This window comes from Calditrichota bacterium (assembly GCA_013151735.1).
In the GTDB taxonomy this organism is placed as follows: Bacteria; Zhuqueibacterota; JdFR-76; order JdFR-76; family BMS3Abin05; genus BMS3Abin05.
In genome coordinates this window covers 1-18,067 of sequence record JAADHR010000080.1, presented here as the reverse complement: position 1 = coordinate 18,067, position 18,067 = coordinate 1, and the positions used below count along the sequence as shown (strand labels likewise).

The window sequence follows — 18,067 nt, the reverse complement described above, 5'->3', positions numbered from 1 at the left end:
TTTAGGAGAGTTTGAATGCAAGAAATCAAATTGGAAAAGCTGTTGATGGCGGGAGCCCACTTTGGTCATCTTTCGCGAAAGTGGAATCCCAAAATGCGCAAGTACATTTTTATGGAGCGCAACAACATTCACATAATCGATCTGAAAAAAACGATTGAGTTGTTGAATGTTGCCTTGCGGGAAATTCAAAAGATTGTTCAGGGTGGAGAAAAGGTCCTGTTTGTTGGAACCAAAAAGCAGGCTAAAGATATTATCCGGACAGAGGCCGAACGCAGCGGGCAATTTTATATGACCGAGCGCTGGCTGGGCGGAACCCTTACCAATTTCAGCACAATCCGAAAAAGTATTCGGCACCTTAAAAATTTAGATAAAATGAGCATGGATGGAACGTACGACAAGCTCACGAAAAAAGAGGTGCTGAAATTAGAGCGGAAACGCGAGAAAATGGAAAAGGTGCTGGGCGGAATTAAGGATATGAATATCCTGCCCGGGGCCCTTTATGTGGTGGATGTGAAAAAAGAAGCCATTGCCATCGCCGAGGCAAGAAAACTGAACATTCCTGTATTCGCCATGGTTGATACCAATGTCGATCCCGATCCCATTGATTTTCCGATTCCTGCAAACGACGATGCATTTAAATCCATTGGTTTGATTACGCATGCCTTTGCCGATGCGATCATCGAAGCCCAGACCGCTGCAGAAATTGAGCAGCACATGGCCGAAGAGGAATCGGCTGCTGTGGAGACCGAAGAAAATACCGCACCTGCGGAAGAATAAATCAGCGGGGGACTCCGTCCAGATCGCTTCTGTCGGTTGATGCGGAAAGCGGAATTTTCATTCACGATAGAGCTTTTTACTGGAAAGTCAACGTATCATTTTATCGGATTAAAACCATTTTTTAATAGAAGGAGTAAGAATTTATGGCAGTTGGTGCGAACCTTGTAATGGAGTTGCGAAAGAAGACCGGCGCTGGAATTATGGATTGTAAAAAAGCGCTTCAGGAGTCGAATGGAGACCTGGAAAAGGCGGTTGATTATTTGAGGAAAAAAGGGATTGCTTCCGCCCAGAAGAGAAGTGGGCGGGAAGCCAAAGAAGGCATGATCCACGCCTATATCCATCCGGGGAACCGAATCGGCGTTTTGGTGGAAGTCAATTGTGAAACGGATTTTGTGGCCAATACCGAAGATTTTCGTCAGTTCGTCAAAAATGTGGCCATGCAGATAGCCGCTGCGAATCCACTGGTGGTTTCACGGGATGACTTGTCGCCGGAGGTTATTGAGAAAGAAAAAGATATCTATCGGGAGCAAGTAAAGGCGTCCGGTAAGCCGGAACATATCATCGAGAAAATTGTGGAAGGCAAACTGGAAAAGTATTTTTCGGAGGTGTGCCTGCTGGAGCAGGGATACATTCGGGATCCCGAAAAGACCGTTAAAGACCTTTTGACTGAAATAATTGCCAGGATTGGTGAAAATATCGTCATCCGGCGATTTGTGCGTTACCAGCTTGGTGAATAAAGTGTAAAAGCCCAATTCTTATTGGGCTTTTTTATTTTCTCTGAGAAATAGAGAAAATACCTGCAAAATCGTCAATCCAAAATAAAAGATTCTTTTCTGAGAGAAAGGAACTCGTGCATGTCTGACCTTGCCTATCGGCGCGTTTTGTTGAAATTAAGCGGGGAAGCCCTCATGGGGAAAAAAGCCTTCGGTATCGATCCGGAGGTGGTTCGTTTTGTCGCGCACGAGATCAAGGACGTCAAAGATCTGGGAATTGAAATCGGGATTGTAGTGGGGGGTGGAAACATTTACCGTGGGTTGTCCGCTTCGGATCAGGGAATTGACCGCGTGATGGGCGATCACATGGGCATGCTGGCAACCATCATAAATGCCCTCGCTATTCAAAACTATCTGGAAAAACTGGGGGTTGTTACCCGGGTACAGTCTGCCATTGCGATTGAGGCTGTTGCCGAACCCTTCATCCGCCGGCGGGCCATTCGCCATCTGGAAAAAGGGCGTGTGGTGATTTTTGCAGCCGGTACGGGAAGCCCCTATTTCACAACCGATACAGCAGCCGCTTTACGTGCCATCGAAATAGAAGCCGACGCCATTCTCAAAGGCACGAAGGTGGACGGCGTTTACACGGCAGATCCCAAAAAGCACAGCGACGCCGTAAAATACGATACCATTACCTATCTGGATGTCGTCAAAAAGGGGTTGAAAATTATGGATTTTACCGCCGTGACCCTGTGTATGGAAAATAAATTACCCATTATTGTGTTTAATTTGACCAAACCGGGAAATCTGAAGTCTTTGCTTCTTGGAGAAAATGTGGGAACCAAAGTGATAGGTGACGATTATGAAAAGTAAATACTACCTCGATGCCGAAACCCGAATGCACAAAAGTCTGGAGAGTATCCGGGAGGAAATGGCAAAAATTCGCACGGGAAAAGCCACAACCTCTCTTCTGGATATGATTAAAGTGAATTATTACGGAAGCCAGGTGCCCTTAAAACAGGTGGCGAATATTACCGTTCCGGAGCCCCGTTTGTTGTCCGTGCAGCCCTGGGAAAAGAATTTGATTGGTGAAATTGAACGGGCCATTATGAAATCCGATCTGGGTTTGAATCCCACCAATGATGGAAAAATTATCCGAATTCCTTTCCCTACATTAACCGAGGAACGCCGCAAAGAGCTGGTGAAATTGGTACGGAAAATGGCCGAAGAGGGCCGAATTGCCATCCGCAATATTCGCCGGGATGTGAATGAGCACATTAAAAAGGCGCAGAAAAATCATGAGTTGACCGAGGATCAGGAACATGATGAGCTGGACAAGATACAAAAGCTGACCGATGAATTTATTGAAAAGATTGATCACATCCTGGCAGAAAAAGAAAAAGAAATTATGGAAGTTTAAGGATAGAGATCTCCCCTTTAAAACCCTCGCAAGAGGGTTTTTTCATTTAATCTGGATTCGGAAATTGGGTTCGGGCCAAAGGACATTCACCGTCAGGTGTGGTTTTTCATCCGGAATCGGACGGGCTCAATGGTATTCTTCTCCGCTTTTGAAGGATTCAATTTTTAGCGAAGAAAATTTAGCTTGAAAATGATTCCAAATTTTCTTTATTATATAAGGGTTTGCTTTTCAAATAAAAATGGAGCCTTATGAAAACAATACAAGCGGATCTGGCTGTTGTTGGCGGGGGACCCGGCGGATATGTGGCGGCGATACGCGCATCACAGTTGGGACTGAAAACGGTTGTCATTGAAAAAGCCGATCTGGGCGGGATTTGTCTCAACTGGGGGTGCATTCCGGCCAAAACCCTTTTGCGAAGTGCAGAGGTCTACAATCTGATGAAAAAAGCGGGCACGTTTGGCCTGTCTGCGGAAAACCTGTCCTTTGACTTCCCCAAAATTATCCAGCGAAGCCGGAAGGCCGCCGAAAAGCTGTCGCGCGGCGTGGGGTTTCTATTCAAAAAAAATCATATCGAAACCGTCTCCGGAGCCGGAGTATTGGCCGATGACCAGAGCATACAGGTGCTGGACGCTTCTGGAAAAGAATTGGCCCGTGTAAAATCCAAATACGTTCTTCTGGCGACGGGGGCCCATCCGAATCAACTGCCCTTTGCGCCCTTTGACGGGGTGCGCATCCTTTCCAGTACAGATGCATTAACGCTTGACAAGCCGCCAAAATCGCTCCTGATTGTTGGGGCAGGGGCCATTGGAATTGAATTTGCCGATTTTTATCAGACATTTGGAACGCAAATTACACTTGTCGAACTGTTGCCCCACGTGCTTCCGATGGAAGACGAAGAAATTGCCACTGTTTTGCACCGCTCCTTCTTAAAACGAAAAATAAAGATTTTTACGCGCTCAAAGATTACCGGTGTGGAAATGGGTGCGGATTCGATTACCGCCCAAATTGAGACTCCAAAGGGACCACAAGAAATTGTGGCTGAGAAAATGCTGGTTTCGGTGGGGGTCTCTCCGAATTCGGCCAATCTGGGATTGGAAAAAGCAGGCATTCAAACCGAAAAGGGGTTCATCCGCACAAACGAGATGTACCAGACCTCCGTTCCGTCCGTTTATGCGGTGGGAGATTTGATCGGGCCGCCTTACCTGGCACACGTGGCATCTGCCGAGGGGATGATAGCCGTCGAGCACATGGCGGGGCGGGATGTAAAGCCTTTGGACTACCACTCAATTCCGGGTGCGGTGTATGCGCATCCCCAGGTTGCCCGGGTGGGATTGACCGAAGCGGAGGCCCGAGAACAGGGATTCGACGTAAAGGTTGGAAAATTTCCGTTTACCGCAAACGGGAAAGCGGTTGCCAGCGGCGAAACAACCGGTCTGGTGAAATTGGTGTTCGACGCCAAATACGGGGAGCTTTTGGGCGGCCATATTGTCGGGGAAAATGCCTCGGAGCTTCTGGGCGAAATGACGCTGGCCAAAAGCCACGAAGCGACGCATTTGAGCATTTTGAAAACGGTACACAGCCATCCGACACTGAGTGAGGCCATTATGGAGGCGGCCGGGGACGCTCTGGGAGAAGCTATTCATATTTAGTGTCCGGACAAAACCCAACTCTTATTTAATCATGGCTGTTGCCGCGAGTATGGTTTAACTATTTGTATCTTAATGAAAATCACTACATTCTAAAAACGATTTTTTATATAATTGGACACGTTATTTCTGCGCATTCACATAAAAATCCCCTCTAAAAAGAGGGGTGGGCCGTCCGCCAGTCGGCGGACGGGTCGGGGTGTGTTATCTCATTTTTTGATAAAGTCATAAATAACACACCCCTAAATCCCCTCTTAATAGAGGGGACTTCTTGGCTCTTTGTCTTGATTTGTTTGTAACAAATGCGTGTAAAAAAATACCGCATAGCTGGAAAGTTTTTTCCCCTTCAGTTGTGCAAAACTCGCAACGGTCGACATTTAAAATCCCGAAGAAAAAGGGTGCTTATTTTATCCTGTCTGAAATAAAGGGTACCCACTTAAAAAATGGAACGTATTCAAGAATTCGGTTTTAAAAATCGTTGCAAGAAAGTGTCATTTGGCTGTCGATGTTACCGAAAAGGAACCTGGAGATCCAATGGAAATTGAAACCAAGTGGTGGGGCTGGGGAGATGTCCACAAATCTTACGATCTCACCCATCGCCCTCATTTTTGGCCCTATTTACGTTCCCGTTTGGATATTCCTGATCACCCGGTTCTTCCTCCCCCGTCGATGGATGACATCACCATTTCTCCCCCCCGGTTATCCGGGACCGTTCTGGAATCGCTAAAGGATATCCTGCCTGTTACCGGAATGGATCATTCTAAAGAGGCCCGTCTCATTCACGCCTACGGAAAAAGCTACCACGATTTGATTCGCATCCGGAAAAAAATAATGACACAGGTTCCGGATGTTGTTTTGTTTCCTGAGAATGAAACAGAAATAGAAGGAATCATAAACTGGGCGGCGACAAACAGAGTGGCTCTTGTTCCCTGGGGAGGAGGCACAAGCGTGGTTGGCGGTGTGGAGGCCGTTTCTTCAAAGGGGCAGGCCGGTTTGGCCGCCGTGGATCTGAAACGAATGAACCGCATCCTCACCCTTGATCGGCAGTCGCTGCTGGCCGATTGCGAGGCAGGGATTCGGGGGCCGGAGCTGGAACAACAGCTTCAGAAAAAGGGGCTCACCCTGGCGCACTATCCGGAATCCTTTGAATTCTCCAGCCTGGGCGGCTGGGTGGCTGCGCGTTCCGCAGGCCAGCAATCCACGAAATATGGTAAAATTGAGGACATGGTTGAGAGCATCCGGTTGATTTCCCCTTCCGGGATGCTTGAAACGCCTCACGTTCCTGCGGCCGCCAACGGGCCCGATCTGGATCAACTCATTCTGGGATCGGAAGGAATTCTGGGCGTGATTTCCCGGGTGCGCGTTCGGTTGAAACCGCTTCCCGAACGAAAACAGTACACGGCCCTTCTTTTCCGTTCCTTTGACGAGGGTGCCGCGGCCGTCCAAAAGATTCTGCAAAGCGGCCTGCGTCCGGCAACCATCCGTCTTTCGGATGCAGAAGAAACCGATTTTGTCTTTTCTCTTCTTGAGGAGAAATCGAATCGATGGGCCAATGCATTTCAAACCCTTGGCCTGAATTATCTTAAAAAACGGGGATTTCTTCCTCACCAGCGTTCTTTCATGATTTTGGGGCTGGAGGGAACGGTTGCCTCCGTAAAAACGGAATGGCGGCAAATTCGGAAAATTATTCGCACGTACAGGCCTTTCAATCTCGGAGAAAAGACGGCCCGGCAATGGTACGATCACCGTTTCGAAAACCCCTATCTGCGCGATATCCTGATGAATTACGACATTTTGGTGGATACGCTGGAAACGGCCACCGAATGGGAAAACTTCCAACATTTGTACGAGGCCGGTCGAAAGGCCATTTTGGGAACATTTAAAAAACTGGGAATCAAGGGTGTTGTAACCGTCCACCTGTCCCATGTGTACCCGACCGGGGCATCCCTTTATTTTATTATTTTGGCCACGCCGCATGCGGGTAAGGAACTGAATGAGTGGTGGGAGATCAAGCGTGCCGCGTCGGATGCCATTGTTCAAAATGGGGGCACCATCAGCCATCACCACGGCATTGGTTTGGATCACAGGCCGTGGCTGCTCCCTGAACTCGGGACGTCCAGCGTGGAAATTATCCGAAAATTGAAGCAGGCGCTGGACCCGGAAGGACTCATGAATCCGAAAAAACTTTTGCCGGATGACTAAAACCAATGATCCTAAAACTGCAACCCTTTGGATGGAGCCAATCCCTTTTTACACACGAATGGTGTGGAAATGGAATCTTTGTAAGATACCGCATCTGCGCGAATGAAACAGTCTGCTTATGATCACAAAAACAGGAAATGCCCATGAAACCACCTGATGGACTGGCCGAGAGCCTGGACTTTTCACCTGAAATTCGCAATCAAAATATTCAAAAAATGGAAACGGATTCTTTTGATATCCTGGTTGTCGGAGGAGGAATTACCGGCGCGGGGATTGCCAGAGATGCCGCGCTCCGGGGATATAAAACGGCGTTGATTGAAAAGGATGATTTCGCGGCCGGAACCAGCAGTAAATCCTCCAAGCTGGTGCACGGGGGATTCCGGTATCTTAAGCAGCGGGAGTTTGGGCTGGTTCACGAAGCCCTGGTCGAACGAAAAACGCTGATGGATATTGCGCCGCACATTGTCCATCCTACAAAATGTCTGCTCCCGATTTATGAAAATTCGGCTGAGTCGCCATTTTTGATTCATATTGGAATGTGGCTGTACGATCTTTTAGCCTTCACCAAAAACATCGGCCGGCACCGGATGGTCTCGGCCCGGGAGCTGGCGATTCTGGAGCCGGAATTACGGCAGGATGGTCTCAAAAAGGGGGCCGAATATTACGATTGCAAAGAGGACGATTTTCGTCTGGTGATGGCCACCATTCAATCGGCGGCCCAGTACGGGGCGGTGATTGCCAATTACGTGAAAGCTGTGGACGCGATTTACGAAAACGGGCGGGTGGCGGGCGTGCAGGCCAGAAATCAGCTGACGGGCGAATCGGTCTCCATTCGGGCCAGGGTAATCGCCAATGCCACCGGTCCCTGGAGCGATGCGGTGCGGAAAACCCTGTTCAAAGATATCACGCCCAACGTCCGCACCACCAAAGGCGTTCATTTAATTGTTAAACATTCTGACCTGCCCATCACCCGCGCGTTTATGCAATTTGCCATTCAGGACGGCCGTCCGATTTTTGCCATTCCCTGGAACACACTGGTGCTGCTGGGCACCACCGACACCGACTACACGGGAGATCCCGATCGGATTCTGACGGAGCGAAGCGATGTGGACTATCTGCTGGAATCCTTTAATTACTATTTTCCCAAAGCCAATTTGACGGATGATAAAATTCTATCTGCCTTTGCGGGGTTGCGGCCGCTGCTTCGGGAGGAAGGAAAATCGGCTTCGGAGGTCACGCGGGAACACAAAATATTTGAAACGCCCGAAAACTTCTTCTCCATTGTGGGTGGAAAACTCACCACCTACCGCGTGATGGCAAAGGATATGGTGAATCGGCTGGCCAAACACCTGGAACGAGCGTTTCATATCGTTCCCAAAAATCCCCGGTGTCTGACGGATAAATTTCCTCTTTACGGAGGCGATATTTCCAGCTACGAGCATTTTCGGCAGGAGCAGGTCAAACAACTGATTGTGCAGGAGGGATTTTCTCACGATATTGCCGAACATTTTGTGGAATCGTACGGAACCCGCATTCCGGATATTCTGGAAGCCATTCAAAAGACGCCCGGCGGCAAAGAACGTATTCACCCCAACCTGCCTCACGTGTGGGGCGAACTGACCTACGCTCTCGACCACGAAATGACGGTAGCTCTGGACGATTTTCTTATCCGGCGAACGCATATTTTTTCACTGGAAAAAAACCAGGGGTTGGACGTGTATCCTGAGATTGCCGAAAAACTCCAGGCGCGCCTGGGCTGGTCGGACGAGGAGAAACAACGGCAAATCGATCGTTTGAAATTGAAGGTGCAATTGACACAATATTTTCGCGAAGGAACGTAATATGCACACCTGTTTCATTGTCAATCCGGTTTCAGCCGGAGGAAGCACGGGCAAAAAATGGCCCGAAATTGAAGCCCTTCTTAAAAAGAATTACGCCTTTGAGTTTGAGGTTGTCTTTACGCAAAGCCCCTTGCATGCGACCCGGCTCACCCGCGAGGCCCTTCGCCGGGGGACGGAGCGGATTGTGGGTATCGGAGGCGATGGAACCCTCAACGAAATCGTGAACGGCTTTTTTGAAGGGGACGGCCTGATTAATCCGGAAGCCGTACTGGGAGTTCTGGAGATCGGGACGGGTGCCGATTTTATCAAAACGCTGGGCCAACAGCCAACGGTCGGGCAGGCCATCCTGCATTTGAATGAGGCCCGGTCGCAGACCATTGATGTGGGAAAAGCCGAATTTCTGACCCCGGAGAATAAAACGGAAACACGCTATTTTTTGAATATCCTGGACTTCGGACTGGGCGGTGCTGTGGTTGAGCGGGTAAACCGCACCACGAAACGATTTGGCGGGAAAATTTCGTTTCTGGTGGGCATCTTGTCGACGTTGCTTACATTTAAAAATAAACACATCCGCTACCGGCTCGATGACGGAAACTGGCAGTCCGGCATGTTCAACGACATTGTTGTGGCCAACGGACGGTATTTTGGAGGCGGTCTTTTTCCGGCTCCGGAAGCCCTCTTGGATGACGGCCTTTTTGATGTGGTTTTTCTGGGCGATGTGGGGCGGCTGGAGGCCGTTCTGAATCTGTCCAAACTTCGAAAGGGCACGCATTTCGAAAATCCGAAGGTTTCTCTGACACGGGCCCGCAGGATTGAGGCCCAGTCGGAAGAAACCGTTTTCGTGGATATGGACGGCGAGTTGGTGGGAACGCTTCCGTTAAAAGTTTTGATTTTGCCTCAAAAATTGCGTATATTGATTTAATTTTTTTCGATTGAATATTTGGAGAAAAATTGGAATGCCTGTACTGTAACGCCTTTGCATTTGGAGAAGGATCGATTGTAAAAATTTAGTTGTACTGGAATTTTTGTGGGAACTGCTTTAACGAAACATACTAAAAGAAATCTTTGAAAAATGACAAGCCCAAACTCGTATTTTTTCATTTTACTGCAGAAAATATTAGTAAAGGCACTGAAAGGTAAAGGCTGCTTTTTTATTCCTAAATGGGCACGGTGTAACATCTCATTTTAGTGAGCATTTAGCAGAATTTGTCTATCTCTGACCCTCCCTCCGGCCCCCTCCCTGAAATCAGGGAGGGGGAGTCAGGGGGTGGGTTCAAAAAACCGGGCTTCATTTTCAGGGAGATTATCTTCTCCGTAAAAAAACAAAAATACCAAAAATTTGTTTTCGGGAAAAACGCGAATTTGAATTCGGTAAAATTAATTACTCACAAAATCAGAGGAATTCGATGTTAAAAAATCACCCCAAGGGATTAAAGGTCCTGTTTTTGACAGAAATGTGGGAACGGTTTGGGTTCTACACGATGCTGGCTGTTTTGGTTCTGTACATGACACACGATTTTGGCTGGGATGAGCACAAAATGGGCCAAATTTATGGTCTGTTTTTGGGATTCGTTTATTTTACTCCCCTTATCGGCGGCTGGATAGCCGACCGGATATTGGGGTATCGCCGAACCATCATGCTGGGTGCGGTCACGCTTGCCGTGGGCTATGCCATGCTGGCGATTCCACACCCCAGTGAGCTTTTCTTCTATTTGAGTTTGGTTGTTATTGTTCTGGGTAATGGGTTGTTCAAAGCCAATATTTCGGTGCTGGTGGGCAATCTCTACCCGCCCGACAGTCCGTTGAAGGATGAAAGCTACAATATTTTTTATATGGGAATAAATGTGGGTGCCCTGTTTGCACCCTTTGCGGCCAGTTTTATGCGGAATACCTTCAGCTTTAATGCCGCTTTCGGCGTGGCTGCTGCCGGAATGGTTGTGAGCCTGCTCACCTTTGAATTCGGGAAAAAATACTACATGGTTGAAGGCCGGCGGCCCCAGGAAAACAAGGCGCAGGAAATTACAATTTCAAAAAAACAGGAGAAAGAACGCATCTGGGCACTTCTCACGATTTTCGCCATAGTGATTTTTTTCTGGATGTCATTTCACCAGAACGGGTTCGCCCTGACGCTTTTTGCGGATCGCGCCACCAAGCCGATTATCTCTCCGGAATTGTACCAGGTTTTTAATCCGATGTTTATTTTGATCTTGACGCCTCTGATTGTCGGCATGTTTGCCGCGCTTCGCAAACGGGGCAAGGAACCCTCCACGCCGGCAAAGATTGGAATCGGGATGCTGCTGGCGGGAACCGCATTTCTAATCATGGTTATTGCATCTCTGGACGGTGGAAATCTGGACAATCATTCCCTGTCCCCCTCCTGGTTGATTTCGACCTATTTTGTCATGACGATTGCCGAGCTCTTTTTGAGCCCGATGGGGCTCTCCTTTGTGTCCAAGATTGCCCCGGCCCGCATGCGCGGAACCATGATGGGCGGCTGGTTTACAGCCACGGCTATCGGCAATTATCTTTCCGGTTTCATCGGCAGTTTTTACGGCACCTGGAAACACAGCACCTTTTTTGCCGTGCTGGTTACCGCGAGTTTGTTTTCGGCCTTCTTGGTGCTGATTTTCCTGAAAAAGCTCAAACATGCCACCCGAAGTGAGATTGATGCGCTGCCAGCAGAGGAGGCGGAAGCCATCGCTTGACACGGGTGATCTGAATTTTGGATTCGGTTTTAAAATGAACCCGAATGTGTTCTCCCCAAAAAGCCACGCATGGTTCTGTGCGTGGCTTTTTTTGCGCGTCCTTTGCACGGCTGAAATGGTACGGGAATATTTAAAATACAGTAAAAACAGATAAATAGCTTGCCCTTTAATGGTCCCTGAATAATTCATTTGAATTTCTGATCATTTCTTTTTAAATTAAATTCCCATTTAAGACAGATCGTTCGGAGGAGTTACTTGGACACTAAAAAAAGCCGTCTCCTTTGGTTTAAAAATCTTGGAAAATTGGATTACGGGACGGCGTGGAAACTGCAAAAGAGGCTGGTTCAGCTTCGACTACAAGGGGAGATTCCGGACACCCTGCTTTTGGTTGAGCATCCGCCTACGATCACCCTCGGCAGAACGGCCCATGCTGAAAATCTGCGCATCGATCCGGCGGAACGTGTAAGACGCCGCATTGCCCTTTTTTCCGTAGACCGCGGCGGGGACGTAACCTTTCATGGGCCGGGACAACTGGTTGGGTATCCCGTTATCGATCTCCAGAATCACCGGCCGGATGTGCTGGTGTACCTGCGTTCGCTGGAAGACGTCCTGATTCGTTCTCTAAAGCCCTTTGGAATTGCGGCAGACCGGCTGCCCGGGTACACGGGTGTCTGGGTTCAAAACGAGAAAATCGCGGCCATTGGGGTTCGGGTATCGCGCTGGATTACCAGCCACGGTTTTGCTTTGAATGTGAACACCAATCTGGATTCTTTCGATTGGATTGTGCCGTGCGGCATTCGGGATAAAAAGGTCACCTCCATGGAGAAAATTCTCGGGCACCCGCTGGATTTGGGTGCGGTTCGGGAAGAAGTGAAAAACGCCTTTCGCGACGTTTTCAACGGATTTTTGCAGGAGGCCCCGGACTGGATTGTAAAGAGCGGGGAAGACGAGCGTCAGAGCTCTCAAAAAGACGAAATGATAAAAGAGGACGGTTATGCCGAAATCAAAAAAAGAAAACCCAATTACATTTAGAAAAGACGATATTCCTTCCTTGGAATTTTCTCATGAGGATTTTTTAAATCTCTATTATTTCATGAAATTATCCCGTGAAATCGAATTGCGGGTTATTAATTTATACCGACAGGGGAAAATTCTGGGCGGCGTTTACTCCGGCATTGGACACGAAGCCATTTCGGTTGGGAGCACATTCGTTCTGGGTGAAGAGGATATTCTTTTGCCCATGCATCGGGATATGGGGGCACATCTGGTGAAGGGCCAAACCGTTGAGCGTATCCTGGCACAATATCTGGGTAAAGAGGCCGGAGTCACCCGCGGCCGCGATGGTAATATGCACCACGGCGACCTGAGCCGGGGGATAGTGGGAATGATCAGCCATCTGGCAGCGATGATCCCGGTGGCAGCCGGTGTGGCGCTGGCAAGTAAATTGCAGAAGAAAAATCGCGTCGCCCTCACCTTTGTGGGGGATGGCGGAAGCAATGTGGGCGATTTTCACGAAGGATTGAATTTCGCGGGCGCCCTCAAACTGCCGATGGTTTTGGTGATTGAGAATAATCAGTTTGCGTACTCCACACCTATTTCCAAACAAACAGCGGCCAAAAATCTGGTAGACCGGGCAGCCGGCTACGGGATTCCCGGCGTGATAGTCGATGGAAATGATGTTCTGGCTGTGGCTAAAGTTTGCCGGGAGGCTGTGGAGCGGGCGCGTGCCGGTCGGGGGCCCACCCTGATTGAAGCTAAAACCATGCGGATGCGGGGACATTCTGAGCACGATGACCACGCGTATGTTCCGCCGGAATTGTTGGAAACGTGGAAGGGTCGGGATCCGATTCAGCAGTACGAACGTTTTCTTACTGAAAACACGCTCTGGACATCCGATGAGCGGGAAGAAATAGAGGCCCGGGTAAAAAAAGAGGTGGATGATGGGGTGGATTTTGCAGAAAAGAGCCCGTTTCCGCGCGGAGAGCAGGCGCTTGAGGATGTCTACGCGCCGGTGGAATAAAAAAACCAAATTGAAAAAGGACAACATAAATGGCAGAAACAACCTATCTGGAAGCCATTAAACAGGGATTGCGGGAAGAGCTGCTGCGCGATGAACGGGTGTTCTTGCTTGGCGAGGATATCGGCGTGTACGGGGGCGCTTTTAAAGTAACCAAGGGGCTTGTGGAAGAATTTGGCGAAGAACGAATCATCGATACCCCGCTCTCAGAGTCGGCAATCATTGGAGCCGCCATGGGTGCGGCCGTCATGGGGATGCGCCCGGTGGCCGAAATCCAATTCTCCGATTTTTCGACCAATGCCTTCACGCAAATTGTGAACAATGTGGCCAAGGCTCACTATCGTTACGGAGCCGTTGTTCCGCTGACCATTCGCTGCCCGTCCGGGGGAAATGTGCACGGCGGACCCTACCATTCCCAAAATCCGGAGGCGTGGTTCACACAGGTGCCCGGATTAAAAGTGGTGGCGCCGTCCACGGCTTACGATGCGAAGGGACTCATCAAGGCAGCCATTCGTGATAACAATCCCGTTATTTTCTTTGAACATAAATACTTGTACCGGCGCATTAAGGAAACGCTTCCGAATGAGGATTTTATCGTGCCCATTGGCAAGGCCAAAGTTCAGCGGGAAGGACAGGATATGTCTATCATTACGTATGGCGCCATGGTTCACTATTCCCTGGAAGCCGCGCAGATCCTGGAAAAGGAGGGTATTTCAGTGGAAGTGGTGGACTTGCGTTCCCTCCTTCCGTTCGACAAAGACCGGATTCTCGAATCGGTGAAAAAAACGAGCCGGGTGCTTGTGGCTTACGAGGCGCCCCTTACCGGCGGATTTGGAGGGGAAATTGCAGCCGTTATTGCGGATGAAGGGTTTGAGTTCCTGGACGCACCCGTGCGGCGGATAGCTTCGCTGGATACGCCCGTGCCCTTCAGCCCCCCGCTGGAGGAATTTTACATGCCCAATCCGGAAAAGATTGCGGAAGCGGCGCGTAACCTGATGGCTTACTGAGGATGGTGACAATGTCAAATACAGATCAACAAAAATGGCTTTCGCTAAAGGATATTTTAGGGGTTGCCATCGAGCGGGAAGAGCAATCCTACCACTTTTACATGGAGGCTCTGGCCAAGGCAGTTACCCCCGCGGAGAAAAAACTTCTGCAAGAACTGGCAAAGGAAGAACTGTTGCACAAAGAAAAATTGGAAAAGCAGCTCGAAGATCTAATAGCGCAACGGGATGTTGATCAGGCGATTACCGGCGAAAAATTTGAAGTGTAGGAGGTGTGGCGTAGCATGACAAATGGAATGAAGAAAACCATGCGGTACAAATTGGTGATTCTCGGTTCCGGACCGGCCGGATTAACGGCGGCCATTTACGCCTCTCGGGCCCAATTGGACCCCCTGGTAGTGGAAGGGGTGGAGCCCGGCGGGCAGCTGATGATTACCTCAACCGTGGAGAATTTCCCGGGTTTTCCCGAGGGTATTCTGGGGCCGCAGCTCATGATGGCTATTCGGGAGCAGGCTGAAAACTTTGGTACAGGATTCTTGCGGGATCATGTGGAGAGCGTGGATCTCTCCAAGCGCCCGTTCACGGTTCAGCTGAGTGAAGAAACCGTTTTGGCAGATGCCCTGATTATTGCAACCGGTGCATCGGCCAACTGGCTGGGGTTGGAATCGGAAAAGGAACTGCGGGGATTCGGCGTGTCCGCCTGTGCCACGTGCGATGGGTTTTTCTTTAAGAATCAGGAGGTTGTTGTTGTCGGCGGCGGAGACTCTGCGATGGAAGATGCCATTTATTTAACCCGTTTTGCCACAAAGGTAACCGTCGTGCACCGCCGCGATCAGTTGCGGGCCTCCCGCTACATGCAGGAAAAAGCACTTAAAAACGACAAAATTCAGTTTATCTGGAACACCGTTGTCACGGATATTCTTGGCACGAAAGAGGACGGCGTAACGGGAATTCGATTGAAGAATAGAGTCACGGGTGAGGTTTTTGATTATGCAACGAATGGTGTTTTTATCGCCATCGGGCACACCCCCAATACACAGGTGTTCCGGGGGCAACTGGACATGGACGAAAAGGGGTATATCCGAACCGAATGCAAATCCACAAAAACCTCTGTGCCGGGTGTGTTTGCTGCGGGCGATGTACAGGATTCTGTCTACCGCCAGGCGATTTCGGCGGCGGGAACCGGCTGTATGGCTGCTCTGGATGCCGAACACTTTTTGGGTGAACAGGATTGAATGGTTTATATGAAGCGAGTCAGTGCCGCTAAAACACAAGAGAATTCCCGGATTGAGATGTAATTCTCCAAAAAACAGGTAACGGAAATAAGGGCAATTTATGAAAATCGATGTCGTTATGCCCCAGATGGGGGAAAGCGTGGCCGAAGGAACCATTGTTACCTGGTTGAAAAAAGCCGGTGATTGGGTTGAGAAGGATGAAATCTTACTGGAAATTTCAACCGATAAGGTGGACACGGAGATTCCATCGCCAGCGCAGGGGAAACTGGTGGAAATTCTGGTTCCGGAAGGAGAAACGGTTCCGGTGGGAACGGTGATTGCGCGAATTGAATCGGAAGAGGCAGAAGAACCGGAACAGCCCGTTCCGGAAACAACGGTTTCCTCAGAACGGGCCGAAATCAGATTCGAAAAAAAACCATCAGCAGTCAGAAAAGAAACGGGGCGGAAAACCGGAAAACGGTTTTATTCGCCGGTGGTTCGGGCCATTGCCAATTCGGAAGGTCTTACGGCCGAAATGCTGGAGGCGATTCCCGGTTCCGGTGCCGGAAACCGGGTGACCAAAAAAGACATTCTGGATTACATTGCCCGCAGGCGGGAAGGCTTCGGTATTGCAGAGGCGCCGCAGGCTTATTCCGAAAAAATAGCCGATGTGGCGAATCAGCCGATTCTTCATTCCGCTGAAGATGAAATCGTTCCCATGAATCATATCCGAAAGGCCATAGCCCGGCACATGACCCAGAGCCTGTTCACGGCCCCCCACGTGACATCCGTACACGAGGCGGACATTACCGGAATTATGGAACGCATTGAAAAGGAACAAGAGGAGTTCAGAGAAAAAGAACAGGTTCCGCTCACACTCACCGCCTTTGTGGTGGAAGCGGCTGTTCAGGCGCTCAAAGAATTCCCGATTGTGAACGCGTCCATCGACGGTGAAAACATTGTGTACCACAAATCCATTCACATCGGGATAGCGGTGGCTGTGGAGAATGGGTTGGTTGTGCCCGTTATTCGGCATGCGGAAGAGAAAAATTTTCTTGGCATTGCCCGTGCGGTGGCGGATTTGGCGAACCGGGCGCGCACGAAGCAGTTGTCCCCCGATGAGGTGACCGGCAGTACGTTTTCGATTACCAATTATGGCGTATTTGGCACGATTCTGGGGACGCCGATTATTAATCAACCCAATGCAGCCATTCTCGGAATCGGCGCCGCACGAAAGCGGCCGGTGGTTGTAAATGATGCCATCGCCATTCGGTGGATAATGTATCCGTCTCTTACCTACGACCATCGGTTGATTGACGGGGCCACAGGCGGGCAGTTCATGAAACGTTTTGTGGAGTTACTGGAGAATTATTCTGTAAATAAGTGACAGGATGGACAGGATTTTTTTCAAAGCGTTTTCAACACGAAAGATCCTGTAAATCCTGTCTAAAAATAACGGTGTGAGGATAAAATGCCAGATGCAGCCCGGCGGCCGGATTGGCTAAAGGTTCGGTTGCCGCATGGAGAGACCTTCCACGAGGTGAAGGCCATTGTTGATACGCACCATTTGCACACGGTTTGCGAGAGTGCGCGTTGTCCCAATATGGCCGAATGCTGGGGACGGCGAACGGCAACCTTTATGATTTTAGGGGATATTTGTACGCGCAGCTGCCGGTTTTGCGCCGTGAAAACAGGACGTCCGACGGAATTAGACGAGCTGGAGCCCTTCCGTGTGGCCGAGGCGGTGAAGCAGTTAAAGCTCCGGCACGCGGTAATCACAAGCGTAAATCGGGATGAATTAAAGGATGGCGGGGCCGGAATTTTCGCCGAAACCATCCGGCAGATTCGCAAGAAATCTCCGGGCTGCCGGGTGGAGGTGCTCATCCCGGATTTCCAGGGCGACGCAGATTCATTAAAATTAGTGATTGATGCGCGTCCCACTATTCTCAATCACAATGTGGAAACGGTTCCCCGCCTGTACAAAGACGTGCGCCCCCAGGCAAAATACGAGCGGTCTCTCCGGGTTCTGGAGGAGTCCCGCCGCCAGGGGCTTGTCACAAAATCGGGGATCATGGTGGGACTGGGTGAAACGCCGGAAGAGGTGTTGGACGTGATGCGTGATTTACGCAAAATTGACTGTGCCATTCTGACCATCGGCCAGTACCTTCAGCCGACAAAAGCACACTTGCCGGTGGATCGCTTCGTCCACCCGGATGAATTTCAGATGTACAGGGAAGAGGGACTGAAAATGGGATTCCGATTTGTGGAATCGGGGCCGCTCGTGAGAAGCTCTTACCATGCGGACGAACAGATGGTTTGAAACGCCGCAGACGTGTTTTTTATCTCAATTCGGGAACAATCAGGTCCGTCGTTTCAAAGCGGTTCTTAGCGGATTTTCTTGCCGGATGGGACGTTCCGGTAAAGGCAAATTAAACTAATTTGAATTACCAAAACCGCTGCCGGAATTTTTGCCGAATTTGTCCCGATTCTGCTGAGGGGTGTTTTTCTGTGCCATTAATAACAAGAGG

At 49.7% G+C, this 18,067-nt stretch carries 16 protein-coding genes; all 16 read left to right on the top strand.

Translation table 11 applies throughout. The features are described from left to right. Nucleotides 1–15 precede the first annotated feature (15 nt). The 16 genes from rpsB (at nt 16) to lipA (ending at nt 17,859) form a co-directional block, all read left to right on the top strand. Entirely contained in the window at nt 16–777 is a 762-nt protein-coding gene (rpsB, locus tag GXO76_05550) for a 30S ribosomal protein S2 (GenBank protein ID NOY77317.1), read from the top strand. Nucleotides 778–920: 143 nt separating this feature from the next. Continuing rightward, nucleotides 921–1,514 (top strand): translation elongation factor Ts, encoded by a 594-nt coding sequence (tsf, locus tag GXO76_05545; protein ID NOY77316.1) that lies wholly within the window; start codon nt 921–923, stop codon nt 1,512–1,514. 117 nt (nt 1,515–1,631) lie between these two features. After that, on the top strand, nt 1,632–2,363 hold the full coding sequence (locus tag GXO76_05540; protein ID NOY77315.1) for a UMP kinase: 732 nt from the start codon (nt 1,632–1,634) through the stop codon (nt 2,361–2,363). Then, nucleotides 2,353–2,910 (top strand): ribosome recycling factor, encoded by a 558-nt coding sequence (frr, locus tag GXO76_05535; protein NOY77314.1) that lies wholly within the window; start codon nt 2,353–2,355, stop codon nt 2,908–2,910. Before GXO76_05540 ends, frr begins: the two co-directional genes overlap by 11 nt. 257 nt (nt 2,911–3,167) lie before the next feature. Beyond that, entirely contained in the window at nt 3,168–4,559 is a 1,392-nt protein-coding gene (lpdA, locus tag GXO76_05530) for a dihydrolipoyl dehydrogenase (protein NOY77313.1), read from the top strand. 531 nt (nt 4,560–5,090) lie between these two features. Next, nucleotides 5,091–6,758 carry an FAD-binding oxidoreductase gene (locus GXO76_05525; GenBank protein ID NOY77312.1) on the top strand — a complete coding sequence of 556 codons (1,668 nt, stop codon included), beginning with the start codon at nt 5,091–5,093 and terminating at the stop codon, nt 6,756–6,758. 143 nt (nt 6,759–6,901) lie between these two features. Continuing rightward, nucleotides 6,902–8,599, top strand: a complete 1,698-nt coding sequence (gene glpD, locus GXO76_05520; GenBank protein ID NOY77311.1) for a glycerol-3-phosphate dehydrogenase — start codon at nt 6,902–6,904, stop codon at nt 8,597–8,599. A gap of 1 nt (nt 8,600) precedes the next feature. After that, complete coding sequence (locus tag GXO76_05515; GenBank protein NOY77310.1) at nt 8,601–9,521, top strand: diacylglycerol kinase family lipid kinase; 921 nt, start codon at nt 8,601–8,603, stop codon at nt 9,519–9,521. A gap of 484 nt (nt 9,522–10,005) precedes the next feature. Next, entirely contained in the window at nt 10,006–11,304 is a 1,299-nt protein-coding gene (locus GXO76_05510; protein ID NOY77309.1) for a peptide MFS transporter, read from the top strand. 255 nt (nt 11,305–11,559) lie between these two features. Next, entirely contained in the window at nt 11,560–12,336 is a 777-nt protein-coding gene (gene lipB, locus GXO76_05505; GenBank protein NOY77308.1) for a lipoyl(octanoyl) transferase LipB, read from the top strand. Further along, nucleotides 12,299–13,324 carry a thiamine pyrophosphate-dependent dehydrogenase E1 component subunit alpha gene (locus tag GXO76_05500; GenBank protein NOY77307.1) on the top strand — a complete coding sequence of 342 codons (1,026 nt, stop codon included), beginning with the start codon at nt 12,299–12,301 and terminating at the stop codon, nt 13,322–13,324. Before lipB ends, GXO76_05500 begins: the two co-directional genes overlap by 38 nt. Before the next feature lie 29 nt (nt 13,325–13,353). Continuing rightward, nucleotides 13,354–14,328 carry an alpha-ketoacid dehydrogenase subunit beta gene (locus GXO76_05495; protein NOY77306.1) on the top strand — a complete coding sequence of 325 codons (975 nt, stop codon included), beginning with the start codon at nt 13,354–13,356 and terminating at the stop codon, nt 14,326–14,328. 11 nt (nt 14,329–14,339) lie between these two features. Continuing rightward, on the top strand, nt 14,340–14,594 hold the full coding sequence (locus tag GXO76_05490) for a hypothetical protein (protein NOY77305.1): 255 nt from the start codon (nt 14,340–14,342) through the stop codon (nt 14,592–14,594). A gap of 39 nt (nt 14,595–14,633) precedes the next feature. After that, complete coding sequence (gene trxB, locus GXO76_05485; GenBank protein NOY77304.1) at nt 14,634–15,560, top strand: thioredoxin-disulfide reductase; 927 nt, start codon at nt 14,634–14,636, stop codon at nt 15,558–15,560. 100 nt (nt 15,561–15,660) lie between these two features. Continuing rightward, nucleotides 15,661–16,926, top strand: a complete 1,266-nt coding sequence (locus GXO76_05480) for a 2-oxo acid dehydrogenase subunit E2 (GenBank protein ID NOY77303.1) — start codon at nt 15,661–15,663, stop codon at nt 16,924–16,926. Nucleotides 16,927–17,010: 84 nt separating this feature from the next. Then, nucleotides 17,011–17,859 (top strand): lipoyl synthase, encoded by an 849-nt coding sequence (gene lipA / locus GXO76_05475; protein NOY77302.1) that lies wholly within the window; start codon nt 17,011–17,013, stop codon nt 17,857–17,859. Nucleotides 17,860–18,067: the final 208 nt, after the last annotated feature.